Origin of the sequence: Rhizobium sp. 007 (assembly GCF_015353075.1) — a bacterium.
Lineage (GTDB): Bacteria > Pseudomonadota > Alphaproteobacteria > Rhizobiales > Rhizobiaceae > Rhizobium.
The window spans coordinates 3,406,214-3,420,465 of sequence record NZ_CP064187.1; the positions used below are offsets into that span (position 1 = coordinate 3,406,214).

General features: G+C 60.0%; 13 protein-coding genes. 4 read left to right on the forward strand and 9 right to left on the reverse strand.

The window, feature by feature from the left end:
* Positions 1-194 precede the first annotated feature (194 nt).
* Entirely contained in the window at positions 195-1,049 is an 855-nt protein-coding gene (locus tag ISN39_RS16680) for a MurR/RpiR family transcriptional regulator (RefSeq protein ID WP_194728252.1), read from the forward strand.
* Here the strand turns inward: ISN39_RS16680 and ISN39_RS16685 are convergent.
* The 9 genes from ISN39_RS16685 to ISN39_RS16725 all read right to left on the reverse strand — a co-directional run bounded on the left by ISN39_RS16685 (position 1,046) and on the right by ISN39_RS16725 (position 10,976).
* Positions 1,046-2,629: an FGGY-family carbohydrate kinase gene (locus ISN39_RS16685; protein ID WP_194730241.1), complete on the reverse strand. Its 1,584-nt coding sequence runs from the start codon at positions 2,627-2,629 to the stop codon at positions 1,046-1,048. The genes ISN39_RS16680 and ISN39_RS16685 overlap by 4 nt on opposite strands.
* Positions 2,629-3,318, reverse strand: a complete 690-nt coding sequence (locus ISN39_RS16690; RefSeq protein ID WP_194728253.1) for an HAD family hydrolase — start codon at positions 3,316-3,318, stop codon at positions 2,629-2,631. Before ISN39_RS16690 ends, ISN39_RS16685 begins: the two co-directional genes overlap by 1 nt.
* Before the next feature lie 93 nt (positions 3,319-3,411).
* Complete coding sequence (locus ISN39_RS16695) at positions 3,412-4,893, reverse strand: mannitol dehydrogenase family protein (RefSeq protein ID WP_194728254.1); 1,482 nt, start codon at positions 4,891-4,893, stop codon at positions 3,412-3,414.
* 102 nt (positions 4,894-4,995) lie between these two features.
* On the reverse strand, positions 4,996-5,994 hold the full coding sequence (locus ISN39_RS16700; protein ID WP_074069751.1) for an ABC transporter ATP-binding protein: 999 nt from the start codon (positions 5,992-5,994) through the stop codon (positions 4,996-4,998).
* 18 nt (positions 5,995-6,012) lie between these two features.
* Positions 6,013-6,843: a carbohydrate ABC transporter permease gene (locus ISN39_RS16705; protein ID WP_074069752.1), complete on the reverse strand. Its 831-nt coding sequence runs from the start codon at positions 6,841-6,843 to the stop codon at positions 6,013-6,015.
* Position 6,844: 1 nt separating this feature from the next.
* Positions 6,845-7,717 carry a sugar ABC transporter permease gene (locus tag ISN39_RS16710; RefSeq protein ID WP_028739754.1) on the reverse strand — a complete coding sequence of 291 codons (873 nt, stop codon included), beginning with the start codon at positions 7,715-7,717 and terminating at the stop codon, positions 6,845-6,847.
* Between the two features lie 132 nt (positions 7,718-7,849).
* Positions 7,850-9,160 (reverse strand): sugar ABC transporter substrate-binding protein, encoded by a 1,311-nt coding sequence (locus tag ISN39_RS16715; protein WP_194728255.1) that lies wholly within the window; start codon positions 9,158-9,160, stop codon positions 7,850-7,852.
* Positions 9,161-9,304: 144 nt separating this feature from the next.
* Entirely contained in the window at positions 9,305-10,258 is a 954-nt protein-coding gene (locus tag ISN39_RS16720) for a sugar-binding transcriptional regulator (RefSeq protein WP_039846186.1), read from the reverse strand.
* Between the two features lie 139 nt (positions 10,259-10,397).
* The gene (locus tag ISN39_RS16725; RefSeq protein WP_239596821.1) at positions 10,398-10,976 is read right to left on the reverse strand and encodes an exopolysaccharide biosynthesis protein; all 579 of its coding nucleotides are present in this window, start codon (positions 10,974-10,976) and stop codon (positions 10,398-10,400) included.
* A gap of 264 nt (positions 10,977-11,240) precedes the next feature.
* On the opposite strand from ISN39_RS16725, the gene ISN39_RS16730 reads away from it, so the two are divergent.
* From ISN39_RS16730 to ISN39_RS16740, 3 genes are read left to right on the forward strand one after another with little or no spacing between them, the layout of a single operon-like run.
* The gene (locus ISN39_RS16730) at positions 11,241-11,900 is read left to right on the forward strand and encodes a response regulator (RefSeq protein ID WP_074069754.1); all 660 of its coding nucleotides are present in this window, start codon (positions 11,241-11,243) and stop codon (positions 11,898-11,900) included.
* Positions 11,897-13,231 (forward strand): ATP-binding protein, encoded by a 1,335-nt coding sequence (locus ISN39_RS16735; RefSeq protein ID WP_194728257.1) that lies wholly within the window; start codon positions 11,897-11,899, stop codon positions 13,229-13,231. Before ISN39_RS16730 ends, ISN39_RS16735 begins: the two co-directional genes overlap by 4 nt.
* A gap of 59 nt (positions 13,232-13,290) precedes the next feature.
* Positions 13,291-14,202, forward strand: coding sequence for an ROK family protein (locus ISN39_RS16740; RefSeq protein ID WP_074069756.1), 912 nt, complete (start codon positions 13,291-13,293; stop codon positions 14,200-14,202).
* Positions 14,203-14,252: the final 50 nt, after the last annotated feature.

The window sequence follows — 14,252 nt, forward strand, 5'->3', positions numbered from 1 at the left end:
TCAACGCCCGACGGCAAGTCGAAATAAAACTACATGCAACGATGGAAAACTTGTCTAAAATAACACACTAATATATAGTCTATAGTATTCGATATAAACTTGAGCCTAGGACGCAGCTTCCGGAAATAGTTGCAACGGCAAGTCTCGCCAATAGCGCATCCGCGAATTGCCTCTGGGAAGTCAGGGAGGCTGATGTGGAAGACTTTGTTCAGAAGCTCAGACACTATGTGAAGTCAGGCACGCCGGCCGAGCGCAGAATTGCGAAGTATTTTACCGAGCACCTGAACGACCTTCCCTTCGAGACCGCTGCCTCCGTGGCCGACAGGCTCGATCTAAGCCCGATGACGGTTGGCCGTTTTCTGCGCGCCCTCGGCTATCAGGGTCTCGACAGCGTCAAAGTCCATTTCCGTGAAACCGCAGTCACCTCTCCTGTCCAACTTCAAAATTCGCTCAACGCGTTGCAGACCGATGCCTCGGAAGGAAAATCGCTTGCCTTGCTCGTCACCGAGCAGATCCAGGCGCTGCACCACATCTACCATCTGACCGCACAGACGCACTGGGCCGAAGCCGTCGCGATGATTGGCATGGCGCGCGAAGTTTTCATTGCAACGCATGTACGGCTCGCGGGCTTCGCAACGCATTTCGCCCACCGGCTGACACGGTCCCGCGATGGCGTCCACGCACTGGACGGTTCGGCAAACCGCTTCGCCGAACTCTTCGCTCGCCCGAGTGGCGAAGGCGCCCTCCTGATCATCATCGATTGCCGACGCTTCGGCAAAGCGCGTCTGTTGGCGCGAACCGCGCGGCGCTATGGCTACAAGGTCGTGCTGATCACAACGGAAAACAGCGACTGGCTGCCCGACCAATCCAACGTCATGCTGGCGCTTCCGCCTGCCCGCTCGCCCGACGAGGACAACCTTCCTCCGTTGATCGCTCTTCTCGACTGTCTGTCGGAATCGGTCATTGCCGCTGCAGGCGAAGAGGCGCTCGAACGCCGGCGGCGAATGTCGGAATTCGGCACCATTCTCGGAGAAAGCGGCAATCGCTAGCTTATCGCGTCCAGTTCGGCGCGATGGCGATACATCGCGAGAAACCGCCGGTATTCGCGATCATACAGAGCCTGCTTTGTCGCATCCGGCGCACGCTCTTCACCCCCGGGATACATCGCCACGCCGGCCGTCGTGAGATCCTTATGTAAGCCACAGGCAACAGACGCCCCGATCGCGGTGCCCAGCAACACCGCCTCGTTCATCTTCGGAACGACGACCCTGCAGCCTGTCGCATCCGAATAAAGCTCCATCAGCACGGGGTTCTTCACATGCCCGCCCGCAACATGCAGCGTGTCCGGCACATAACCGTATTCCTTCATCTTTTCGAGAATATGCCGGATGCCGAGCGCAATGCCGACGGCCGTACGCCAGTAGAGCGCGCAAAGTCCGTCGAAGGACGTATCGAGCGTCAGCCCGCTGATAGTGCCGACGGCGTGCGGATCGGCAAGAGGCGACCGGTTGCCGTGGAAATCCGGCAGCACGAAGATGCGCGAGCCGAGCGCGTCGCCTTCTTCGGCACGCAATTGCGCAATGCGGGAGACGATCTTCTGATGCAATGCGGCGGTGGGCTCGCCCCCGGCAGCATGCATGCGCACGATATGCTCGAGCAACGCACCCGTCGCCGATTGACCGGCTTCAACAAGCCACGAATCCTGAAAGACGACCTCGTAGTAAGGTCCCCACATGCCATGGCTTGGCTTTCGATCGCGGGAGAACGAAATGATGCAGCTCGAGGTTCCCGCAATGAGCGCCAACTGACGCTCAAGCTGCGTTGGGTCGGCCGCATAGCCGGCAAGCGTGCCGAGCGCGCCCGCATAGGCGTCGATCAGGCCCGCCGAAACGTGGCAATCCGTCGTCAGCCCGAGTGCCGATGCAGCCTCCTGGGTGAGCGTGCCGACGCTTGTGCCGACCGATGCTGTCTCGTCGGGCAGACGGCCGCGCTCCTGCAGGTCTTCCAGACCGATCTGCGCGAGAAAATCTTTCTGCCAGCCCGTTTCCTTGTGCGCCAGATAATTCCACTTCGCCGTCAGCGTGCTGCGCGAACGGGCAATCGAGCCCGTCGCCTTCCACGTCATGAAGTCGGCAAGATCGAAGAAATAACCGGCATTCATCCAGGTGCCAGGCAGTTTCTTCTTCAGCCACATCAGCTTTGGCATCTCCATCTCCGGCGACATGAAATGCCCGGAATGATCGAGAACCGCATGGCCGGTTGCCGTGCAGAAATCAGCTTCGTTCAACGCCCTGTGGTCGAGCCAGACGATCGTGTCGAAGCGCCTCTCGCCCCCGGTCGAGACGCTGATCTGTCCACCATCGACATCGCGGACGACGAGCGAGCATGTGCCGTCGAAGCCGATCGCACCGACAGACGCAGGAGCTGCGCCCGATTGTTCCATCGCCTTGCGAACGACGATGCAGACCGCAGACCAGATGTTTTCGGAATCATGTTCGGCATGATTTTCACGCGGCCTATTCATGATGATCGCATGTTCGGCCTTTCCGAGCAGGCGACCGCGGGCATCGAACACACCGGCACGCGCGCTGCCGGTGCCGACATCCACCGCAACCACATGATCATGCATCAAGGGCGAGCCCCATCCAGCTTTTGTTTCTGGATAAGGTGTATCAAATCCGGCATTGCGTCAAATACGCGTTCCGGCGAAAGCCGCTCGAGTTCGGCACGATAACCTGCAAAATTGGCATGTGAGCCGCCGGTAAAGGCAAAGACCGTCATGCCTGCGGCCTTCGCTGCCTCGATCCCGGCAGGGCTGTCTTCGATTACGACGCAGTTCTTCGGATCGACGTGCATTTCGCGGGCCGCATGCAGGAAGAGGTCCGGCGCCGGCTTTCCATTCTTCACCATCGAGGCGCTGAAGATGTTCGGTAGCTTGTCGATAAGGCCGGTGACGGTGAGCGACAGCCTGATGCGCTCGACCTGGCTCGACGAAGCGACGCAGCAAGGGATGTCGAGCGCGTCGATCGTCGCACCTATGCCTTCGATCGGCCTCAGTTCTTTCCTGAATCGCGCATAGAGATTGGTGCGGATGCGCTCGAGAAACTCGTCGCCGGCATACACCTGATATTCGCTCTTCATCGTTTCGATGACGGTCGCGAGGCTCCTGCCGAGGAAGCGCCCATAGACCTCTTCCTCGGTGATCGGCACTCCGAGGTCGTTCATCGCCTCGACGAGCACGCTGACGGAGATCGGCTCGCTATCGACGAGGACACCGTCACAATCGAAAATGACCAGGCGTGTTTCAGAATCAGCCATGAAGACCAACCAGAGTTCGGTTCGGGCGCGTTATCGGCTCGCGCATGCGCAAGCCGGATCAATGGCGGCAGGAATTGCCGCCATGTTGATTTCCTACACTGCAAGCTTGCCCTCGAGATAGAGCTGCAAGGTCGCGCGGGTCCGCTTTTCCCACAGTGTTTTCAGGGCATGCGTAAAACGCTTGCAGAACAATTCGGATTGCGACACCTCGCCGAAAATGTCGTCGAAGACGAGGAACGCCGCCGGATCGTCCTTTGCCTTCAGCGCGGCGGCATGGAGCCGATCGGCACTAGCATCGTTGAAAACGATCTCCTTGCCGCTGTCGGTCGTGCCCGCGAAGTAACGGCACCAGAGAGCCGAAACCAGCGAAAGGCCGACGACGTCCTTGCCCTGGCGCAGATTGTCGAGCGTGGATGGCAGGATAAATTTCGGCTGACGGTTCGAACCGTCCTGCGCCAGGCGCGGGATCGTGTCGGCGATCTTCGGGTTCAGAAGACGGCGTTCGATCAGCGCGAAATAATCCTTGAGCGAGGTATTCGGCACCGGCGGCACGATCGGGATGATCTCGTCGTTTTCGAGCTTGGCGAGGAAGGCGCGGATCAGAGGCTCTTCCATCGCGTCATGCACGAAATGGATGTCCATCAACGCCGCCGGATACGCGATCGCCGCATGGCCGCCATTGAGGATGCGTATCTTCATATGCTCGTAAGGCGTGACATCCGGCACGAAGGTGACGCCGACTTTATCGAGCGCTGGCCGTCCGGCAGTGAACTTGTCTTCCAGCACCCATTGCTTGAACTCTTCACAATAGACCGGCCAGTTGTCTTCAATACCGAAAGTATCCGTCAGCAAATCGATCTCGCGCTGGCCTGTTGCCGGCGTAATGCGATCGACCATGGCATTCGGGAAGGCGACATTCGCCTTGATCCACACGGCAAACGCCGGATCGGAAAGCTCCGCCATACCCAAGACGGCGTTTCTGGTGACGGCACCGTTATGCGGAATGTTGTCGCAGGACATAACGGTGAAGGGCACGGTGCCCTTCTCCTTGCGTGCCTTGAGACCGGCAACGATAAGGCCGAAAACGGTTTTCGGCTCGGACGGGTTTTTTCCGTCCGCAACAATCGCCGGATGCGATGGATTGAATTTGCCGGACGCGTCGATGAAGTATCCGCCCTCGGTGATCGTCAGCGAGACAATGCGGATTGCAGGATCGGAGAGCTTGGCAACGATGGCTCCGGAATCGCCGACCGGCAGGATGTCGACCATCGGCCCCGTGACACGCGCCGCCGTCTTGTTGTTGTCCTGCTCCACGACCGTCGTCAGGAAGTCCTGCGCGGCAAGCTTCTCGCGCATCGCGGCGTCGGAAGGTAGCATGCCTGCGCCGATGATGGCCCAGTCGTGATCCTGTCCTTGGTTGAAAAGGTCATCGAGGTAGATAGCCTGGTGGGCGCGGTGGAAATTGCCAACGCCGAAGTGCACGATGCCGGCCGTGAGCGACGCTCGGTCATAAGCCGGGATTTCGGCCGTTTTAGCCGCATCGGTAAGCGTTGCCAGCGATAATTTGCACGTCATGTTTCAGTCCTCTTGAGGTCTTGCGAAGCGGATCCGCCGCTCTGCTCTCAGCAAACCGGACGCCTTGCCCGGCCTGCATTCTCACCCCGCCCGGCATTTGCGTCAGATGGCGAGACCGCCCTCGTTGAATTTATGGATGCGCGTCTTGTCCGGCGTCAGGTAGACGGTGTCCCCGGCCTTCGCCGGGAAATCGCCGCCACCGCGTGCAGTAATCGAGCCGATACCATCGACGTCGATATGCAGGAACGTGTCGGAGCCGAGATGCTCGGCGACGATGACCCTGCCCTTCCAGTCGCCGCTTTCGGTCGAAAGCAGCACATGCTCCGGACGCACGCCGATCGTATGCGCATTCAGCGCAGCCGCATTCTGACCGGTGATGAAATTCATCTTCGGCGAGCCGATGAAACCGGCCACGAAGAGATTGCGCGGGCTCTTGTAGAGCTCCAGCGGCGAGCCCACCTGCTCGATGTTGCCGCGGTTCAACACGACGATCTTGTCGGCCATTGTCATGGCTTCCACCTGGTCGTGGGTGACGTAAACCATCGTCGTCTTCAGTTGCTGGTGCAGTTCGCTGATTTCGATGCGCATGTTGACGCGAAGTGCGGCATCGAGGTTCGATAACGGCTCGTCGAAGAGGAAGGCCGATGGCTGGCGCACGATGGCGCGACCGATCGCGACACGCTGCCGCTGGCCGCCGGAAAGCTGGCGCGGCTTGCGCTCCAGATAATCCGTCAGGTTCAGGACGCGTGCGGCATCGCTTACCTTCCTGTCGATCTCGGTCTTGTCCATGCCGGCCATCTTCAATGGGAAGGCAATATTGTTGCGCACGCTCATATGCGGATAAAGCGCATAGGATTGGAACACCATCGCAAGCCCGCGCTCGGATGGCGCCTTTTCGGTCGCGTCCTTGCCGTCGATGACGATCTTGCCGCCGGAAACGTCCTCCAGCCCGGCGATCAGCCTGAGCAACGTGGACTTGCCGCAGCCCGACGGGCCGACGAAGACGACGAATTCGCCGTCCTGGATGTCGAGATCGATCGAAGGGATGACCTTGGCTTCGCCGAAGACCTTCGAAACGCTCTGAAGGGTAATGCTGCCCATGTTTGTCTCCCTGATGTCTTATTTCACCGCGCCGAAGGTCAGGCCGCGGACGAGTTGTTTTTGTGAGAACCAGCCGAGGATCAGGATCGGCGCGATTGCCATTGTCGATGCTGCCGAAAGCTTGGCGTAGAACAGACCTTCGGGGCTGGAGTAGGAGGCGATGAATGCCGTCAGCGGCGCGGCTCTCGAGGCGCTGAGGTTCAGCGTCCAGAAGGCTTCGTTCCAGGCCAGTATGATGTTGAGGAGCAGCGTCGAGGCAATGCCCGGTATCGCCATCGGCGTCAGCACGTAGATGATTTCCTTGGCAAGCGATGCGCCGTCCATGCGCGCCGCCTCGAGGATTTCGCCAGGGATTTCCTTGAAGTAGGTGTAGAGCATCCAGACGATGATCGGCAAGTTGATCAGCGTCAGCACGATCACCAGCCCCATCCGGCTGTCGAGCAGGCCGAAATTGCGGAACATCAGGTAGATCGGAATCAGCGCGCCGACCGGCGGCATCATCTTCGTCGACAGCATCCACATCAGCACGTCCTTGGTCCGCTTGGTCGGCGAGAATGCCATGGCCCAGGCGGCAGGGATGGCGATGATCAGGCCGATCAGCGTCGAGCCGAAGGAAATGATCACCGAATTCATGAAGTGGCCGAGATAGTTCGACCGGCTCTGCACCTCCGCATAGCTTTCCGTCGTCCAGTGGAAGAACAGGAACTGCGGCGGCGAGGCAATCGCGTCGGCCTCCGACTTGAAGCTCGTAAGAAACGTCCACAGGATCGGGAAGAAGATCAGGATCGCCAGCGTCCAGGCGATCGCCGTCATGATCACCTTGCGTTGAGTTGTAACTTTTCTAGCCATCTCAAGCCTCCAGATTCTTGCCGACAAGGCGGACAAGGAAGATCGCGACGATGTTGGCGAGGATGACCGCAATGATCCCGCCCGCCGAAGCGCCGCCGATATCGAACTGAAGAAGCGCCTGCGCATAGACGAGGTAGGTCAGGTTCGTGCTCTGCGTGCCCGGGCCGCCGTTGGTGGTAACCAGGATTTCGGCAAAGACCGAGAGCAGGAAGATCGTCTGGATCAGGATCACCACCGTGATGGCGCGCGCCATATGCGGCAGAATGATATAGATGAATCTCGATATCGCGCCGGCGCCATCCATTTCGGCAGCTTCCTTCTGCTCCTCGTCCAGCGACTGCAGAGAGGTGAGCAGGATCAGCGTCGCAAACGGCAGCCACTGCCAGGCGACGATCAGAATGATCGAGAACAACGGCGCGTTTGCCAGCCAGTCATAGGGCTGCAGTCCGAGCGCCTTGGCAAGATGCGCAAAGAGCCCGTTGACCGGGTTCATGAACATGTTCTTCCAGACAAGCGCTGCCACCGTCGGCATGACGAAGAACGGCGCAATCACCAGGATGCGCACGATGCCCTGGCCATAGATGTCCTGGTCGAGCAGCAAGGCGAAGGCGATACCGCCGACCACGGTGATGATCAGCACGCCGAGCACCAAAAGCAGCGTATTGGTGAGTGCTGCGAAAAAGGCCGGATCGGACAGGAAGTAGCTGTAGTTCAGAAAGCCGACGAAGCTCTCCATTCCCGGGCTGAGAAGGTTGTAGTTCAACAGTGAGAAGTAGATCGTCATCGCAAGCGGGACGATCATCCACGCGAAGAGAAGCACGACGGACGGTGCGATCATCATTCGCGCTGCGGAGCGGGTGTGTAACGTTGCCATGGCGATGACCGATCCTGTTTCGAGGGGCGTCTGGCTGCAGGGCAGCTAAGAAAAAGGGGCCGCCGACGCTATTCGGGCATTCGGCGGCCCAGAGGGGTGGGAGGTCAACGATCCCACCGTCTCAGGAGGTTATTATTTGATGTAACCAGCCTTGGTCATTTCGCGGGTCGCCAGTTGCTGCGCGCTCTGCAGCGCCTGGTCAACCGAGACCTGGCCGGCGAGAGCCGCGGAGAACTGCTGGCCGACGGCCGTGCCGATGCCCTGGAATTCCGGGATCGCCACAAACTGGACGCCGACATAGGGAACCGGCTTTACGGTCGGCTTGGTCGGGTCAGCCGCATTGATGGAGTCGAGCGTCATCTTCGCGAAAGCCGCAGCCTTCTGGTATTCCGCGTTCTCATAGAGCGAGGTACGCGTGCCGGGAGGTGCGTTCAGCCAGCCTTCCTTCTCGGCGACGAGCTTGGTGTAGTCCTTGCTCGTTGCCCAGGCGACGAACTTCTCGGCTGCTTCGACCTTCTGCGAGCTCGCCGGGATGGCAAGGCTCCAGGCCCACAGCCAGTTGCCACGCTTGCCGAGACCCTTGTCCGGAGCCAGTGCGAAACCGACCTTGTCGGCAACCGTCGATTCCTTCGGGTTGCTGACGAAGGAGGCCGCCACGGTGGCGTCGATCCACATGCCGCACTTGCCAGTCTGGAAGAGCGCCAGGTTTTCGTTGAAGCCGTTGGACGAAGCGCCGGGAGGGCCGGCTTCCTTCATCAGGTCGACGTAGAAGGTGAGCGTGTCCTTCCACTCCGGCTGGTCGAACTGGGGTTTCCAGCTCTCATCGAACCAGCGGGCGCCGAAGGAGTTCGACATCGCCGTCAGGAAGGCCATGTTTTCGCCCCAGCCGGCTTTGCCGCGCAGGCAGATGCCGTAGATTTCCTTGTCCTTGTCGGTGATCTTCTTCGCAGCGTCGGCGATGAAGTCCCAGGTCGGCGCGTCGGGCATCTTCAAACCGGCGGCGTCGAAGAGGTCTTTCCGATACATGACCATTGAGCTTTCACCGTAAAACGGCGCCGCATAGAGCTTGCCGTCTACAGTCAGGCCGCTGCGAATGGCCGGTAGCAGGTCGTCGGCGTCATAGTCGGCGCCCAGGTTGTCGAGCGGCAGGAGCCAGCTCTGCTTTGCCCAGATCGGGACTTCATAAGTGCCGATCGTCAGAACGTCGTACTGGCCACCCTTGGTCGCGATGTCAGTCGTGACCTTCTGGCGCAGAACGTTCTCTTCGAGGGTAACCCATTCAAGGTCGATGTCGGGATTCTTCGCCTTGAAGTCGTCCGTCAGCTTCTGCATCCGGATCATGTCGCCGTTGTTGACGGTCGCGATCGTCAGCGTTTCAGCCGAAGCCATGCCCGCAAACGCCAATGCTGAGCAGGCGCCCAGCAGAATAGTTCTCAATGTCATATCTTCCTCCCAGAAGATGGGTATGAGCATTCGCTTTGCTCGTGAGCAATTACTCACTACAGTGCGTCGAATGTCAATTGGAATCGTTGCTGCACCAGCGAAATGGCAAGCTATCCGATTGATTTTAAATATGATATTTTTTGCTCAAGACGTGAGCAAAAAATCGGCAGTCTGTTCATCGGTGATCAGGCTATTGATTTGACGGCCAACAATTGCGGCCCTTATCGCCTTGAATTTGCGCTTGCCTTTGGCGATTCCAATGACTGTCGAGGTTTCGCGTGAAGGAATCGAGGCCGACGCGACGCGCTCGTTGATCGGATTATCGAGAAGCCTGCCCTCCTCGTCGAAAATCCAGCCGCAGATTTCGCCGACGGCCCCCTCGCGCATCAGCTCCATCATCTCGTCCTTCTCCAGGAAGCCGTCGACGCAGAGTGGGCCGTCGATGCCCAGTTCGCCAATACCGACGAAGGTCACATCGGCTTGGGCGCTGATCGCAAGCGTGTAGCGCACCAGTTGCTGGCCATGGAGCAATTCACGCTCCTCGGCCGAAGTGACGAGCACCGGCAGCGGCATCGGGAAGTGCCGCGCCTTCACCGCATCCGCCATGCTGAAGATGACATTGTAATAGGCGGCTGAACCGTCCGGCGTGATGTTGCCCGTCAGCGAAACGATGCGATGATTCGGACATTCGATCGTCGGCAGCTGATCGACGGCAGCCTTCAGCGTGCGGCCGGTACCAACGGCGAGCACGATCGGATCCGGCCGCTTGAGCCATCGCTCGATCTCAGCAGCCGCCGCTTCGGCAATGCCGACCGTCCTCGATGAAGACCCCGGATCGCTCGGCACGATCTCGACATGCTTGAGGTCGAATTTCTTGCGCAGCTGGTTGGCGAGCTCGAGGCAGGCAGCAATCGGATGATCGAGCCGCACTTTGATGAGTTTTTCGGCGACGGCCAGCGACACCAGGCGCTGTGCTGATTGCCGCGAGATACCCATCGCAGACGCAATCTCGTCCTGCGTGCGCCCAGCCACGTAATAAAGCCAGCCCGCACGCGCTGCGTCGTCCAGCCGTCCAGGTGTCTCGGTTCTTTTCGCCATCGAGGTCTACCGCGCGTAAAATGGGCCGGCTTTCTGCCGGACGAATATCTTTGAGTCTGTGCCGCGCCAGATCAGAACAAAATTGAGCAAAAGTCGAGTGCATTGAGAAAATGCAACGGCCGTATGGGCGAATATTCGCTCAGGCAAACCAGTTTGTGACGAAGAAGATCGCAGCCTTGATAAGGCCGTAGATCACGCCGCCAACGACAGTCAGTGATATACCGGCCATGACCATTCCAAACGCCGAAAAGAGACCATCCTTGCCCAATATGCCGAAGGAAAACAGGCAGATGGTAAAAGCCGGCAGGATGTTGCCGAGCGGGATCGGCAGCGTCAGGATGACCGCAAGCACCAGGCAGAGAAAGCCCACAAGGTATTCGGCAGGCGGCTCGACGAGGAAAGAAAGCCGCGGCTGCAGCATGCGCTCGGCAAAGGCGAGCCAACGGTGGATGCGCGAGACGATCGCTTCGAAATCCTCGCGCTTCATCGAGCGGCCGGCAATTACCTTCGGTAACCATGGCTTCAGCCCGAATGTCAGCTGCGCTGCAAGAAAGAGTAGCGGCGCGCCGAGGATTGCGGAGGTTCCCGGCGGCGTCGGCACCAGATTGGGGATGGCGAAGACCAGCATGAGCGCACCGGTCGCACGGTCGCCCATCACCTCGAAAAGATCGCCGATCGAAATGCGCTCACGGCTCCTGTCACCCGCAAGCTGCCTCAAGATGGCCGAAAGCCGTCGCCCCCTCGGGCGCGGACTCCTGATAAAACGCCTGCGTGATGTCTCCATTTCCTCGATTGTCATAGCATCCCGGCTCGTCGGCCTGCGACTGATACCATCCCAATGTGAATCTTCTCTGTCGAATGCGCCGCCATCATGGCCGCGCGGGTTCTGGATCACGGCCATTGCATGGCGATTTTTCGCCGGCACCCTTCGCTTGACCCTTAGCAAAAAGCAGCGCTACTGCTCTTGGCAAGGAGAGATTGCGTGCGCATTCTTTTGGTTGAAGACGACAAGATGATTGGGGAAGCGGTGCGCGATCACGTTGCAGCGGCCGGTCACGCGATCGACTGGATGTGTACGATCGGCGATGCTGAGGCCGCTGCAGGCTCCGTGGACTACGGTCTGATCCTGCTTGATCTGCAGCTTCCCGACGGCAGAGGCATCGATTTCCTGAAACGGTTGCGTGACGACGGTATGGCAATGCCGGTAATAATTCTCACTGCGCGCGACCAGATTTCCGATCGCATCGAAGGCCTGAACGCCGGCGCCGACGACTACCTCGTCAAGCCGTTCGATCTCGGAGAATTGCAGGCCCGCATCATGGCTGTCGCGCGCCGCTACGACGCCAATCCAAGGACTATCATCCGCATTGCCGATATCGAGATCGACCGGCCGCAGCACAGGCTTGCCATCGCCGGCGAGCCGGTCGTGCTGACCAGCCGCGAATGGGCCGTGCTCGATCTGCTCATCGCCCGTCCGGGCGCAATCGTGCCGAAGGACCGGATCGAGGAAGCCCTTTATGCCTTCGGCTCGGAGATCGAAAGCAATACGGTTGAGGTCTATGTCAGCCGGCTGCGCAAGAAGATCGGTCGCGACAGGATCAAGACCGCCCGCGGCATCGGCTACACGCTGGCGGAAGCATGAGACGCGAACCGAGCATCACGCGCCGGCTCATTCTGGCGCTCACAAGTGCTATGGTCATCTTCTGGCTCGCCGCGATCGGGCTCGGCATCCAGGTGATGCAGCACGAATTCGACGAGCTTTTCGACAGCGCCCAGCAGGAGACGGCCCAGCGCCTTTTGGCGCTGATCGTCGACGACCTGAACCAGCGCGCCGAAACAGACCCTTCCGGCGTCGCAATTTTAAATACGCCAGCCAGCCGCGAATATCTGACCTATCAACTACGCGACAAGGTCGGAAACGTCGTTCTTCGCTCCGATGACGCTTCGCCTGAACCTTTCGATGCGCCACTCGCCCGTGGTTTTCACAACAACGATCGCCAGCGCATCTATACCGAAGCGACCGCTGACGGCGCCCTGTTAATGCAGGTCGCCGATCGCCTCGGCAATCGTCGCGAAGCCGTGCGCGAAAGCGCCGTCACGCTGCTGCTTCCACTGATCGTGCTGATCCCGGCGAGTATCTTCGCCATCTGGCTCATCCTTGGCCGGGCGCTGAAGCCGATCGAAACGCTACGCCGGGACATCGCCACCAAGGACAGCGGCAATATGGCGGCCATTGAAGGCGACGAGCTGCCGAAAGAAATCAAGCCGATCGCTCGCTCGGTCAATCTTCTGCTCGCCCGTCTCCGGTCGGCGCTCGAAGCGGAACGCGAATTTACCGCTAACAGCGCTCACGAGCTCCGCACGCCGATTGCCGGCGCGCTGGCACAGACCCAGCGCTTGGCCGAAGAACTGTCGGCCGGTGCCGCCAGGACGCGGGCGCGGCAGGTCGAAAGCTCGCTCGTCGATCTCGGCCGCCTAGCCGAAAAACTGCTGCAGCTTTCACGCGCCGAAGCCGGCATCGGTGCCTGCGACAAAGCCGCCGACCTCAGCAAGGTGCTGGAGATGATCGTCAGCGACTACGAGCGCGACAGCCGCACCAAGGGGCGCGTCAACTATGTGCCCGACGCCGGAGCAACGCTTGTCCGTTATGCAGACATGGATGCCTTCGGCATCGTCATGCGCAACCTCATCGAAAACGCGCTGCTTCATGGCGACCAGGATCGGCCCGCCAAGGTCAGCCTGGATAAGGCCGGGACCATCCGTGTCGTCAATGGCGGCCCTGCGATCCCGGAAGCCGATCTTGCTGGCCTCAAGAAACGCTTCCGGCGCGGCACGACCAGCGCATCCGGTTCCGGCCTGGGCCTTGCGATCGCCGACCGCATCGTCTCACAGATGGGCGGCACGCTGGAACTCCTCTCCCCGGCAAGCGACGAGACTTCCGGCTTCGAGGCGAAGGTGAACCTGCCGGCATAGGACTTGCAAATCCACCCGAAGGGTGCGAGCAGACGCGGAAACTTTCGAGGCAGACAAGCATGATCATCTCACTCGACATCGGCGGTTCGGCGATCAAAGGCGGTATCGCACGCTCGGAAACGGATATCGTTCCTATGGGTCGCCGTCCGACGCCCAAGGATGATTTTGCTGCTTTCGCCGAGACGATCCGCAGCTTCATAGCAGAGACCAGCGAAACACCTTCGTGCCTTGCCTTCTCGATTGCCGGCGTCGTCGATCCGGATACGCAACGGCTGACATGCGCCAACATTCCCTGCATTCACAACCGCAGCCTTGCGGCTGATCTGGAGGCCGAACTTGGCTTTCCGGTCCTGATTGCCAACGACGCCGATTGCTTCACCATGGCCGAAGCTGAACTTGGCGCCGGGCGCGGCCACCGCATCGTCTTCGGCGCGATCCTCGGCACTGGCGTCGGCGGCGGGCTCGTTTCCGACGGCAGGCTCGTCAACGCCTCGGGCGGTTTTGCCGGCGAATGGGGTCACGGCCCGATCCTCGCCTGCGAAGCCGGCAATCCCCCCGTGAAAATCCCAGCCCTTCCCTGCGGCTGCGGCCAAAAGGGCTGCGTCGATACAGTCGGCGGCGCCCGCGGCCTCGAGCGGCTTCACAAGACGCTGCACGACCTCGACTTCCCCAGCGAGGAAATCATCGCGCAATGGCAACGGGGTGAGGAAAAGGCGACGAGCACGATCGACGTCTATACCGATCTCGTCGCCTCGCCCTTGGCACTCACCGTCAATATCACCGGCGCGACCATCGTCCCGGTCGGCGGCGGACTTTCCAATGTCGAGCCGCTGCTTGCCGAACTCGACAAGGCCGTAAGAGGCCGCACGCTGCGCAGGTTCGACCGGCCGCTGATCGTGCGCAGCGAATGCCGTTTAGAGCCGGGCCTCATCGGCGCGGCTCTTCTGGGCCTGAAAGCGGAAGCGGCTTGAGAGCATTTTTTTCGAGTGGGTTGATTGGAAAATGAAAATGGCGGGGATTT

Excerpts from the sequence above, each read along its gene's own strand:
- ISN39_RS16685 (WP_194730241.1), bottom strand. The coding sequence starts at position 2,629 with ATGCATGATCATGTGGTTGCGGTGGATGTCGGCACCGGCAGCGCGCGT.
- ISN39_RS16690 (WP_194728253.1), bottom strand. The coding sequence starts at position 3,318 with ATGGCTGATTCTGAAACACGCCTGGTCATTTTCGATTGTGACGGTGTC.
- ISN39_RS16695 (WP_194728254.1), bottom strand. The coding sequence starts at position 4,893 with ATGACGTGCAAATTATCGCTGGCAACGCTTACCGATGCGGCTAAAACG.
- ISN39_RS16700 (WP_074069751.1), bottom strand. The coding sequence starts at position 5,994 with ATGGGCAGCATTACCCTTCAGAGCGTTTCGAAGGTCTTCGGCGAAGCC.
- ISN39_RS16705 (WP_074069752.1), bottom strand. The coding sequence starts at position 6,843 with ATGGCTAGAAAAGTTACAACTCAACGCAAGGTGATCATGACGGCGATC.
- ISN39_RS16710 (WP_028739754.1), bottom strand. The coding sequence starts at position 7,717 with ATGGCAACGTTACACACCCGCTCCGCAGCGCGAATGATGATCGCACCG.
- ISN39_RS16715 (WP_194728255.1), bottom strand. The coding sequence starts at position 9,160 with ATGACATTGAGAACTATTCTGCTGGGCGCCTGCTCAGCATTGGCGTTT.
- ISN39_RS16720 (WP_039846186.1), bottom strand. The coding sequence starts at position 10,258 with ATGGCGAAAAGAACCGAGACACCTGGACGGCTGGACGACGCAGCGCGT.
- ISN39_RS16735 (WP_194728257.1), top strand. The coding sequence starts at position 11,897 with ATGAGACGCGAACCGAGCATCACGCGCCGGCTCATTCTGGCGCTCACA.
- ISN39_RS16740 (WP_074069756.1), top strand. The coding sequence starts at position 13,291 with ATGATCATCTCACTCGACATCGGCGGTTCGGCGATCAAAGGCGGTATC.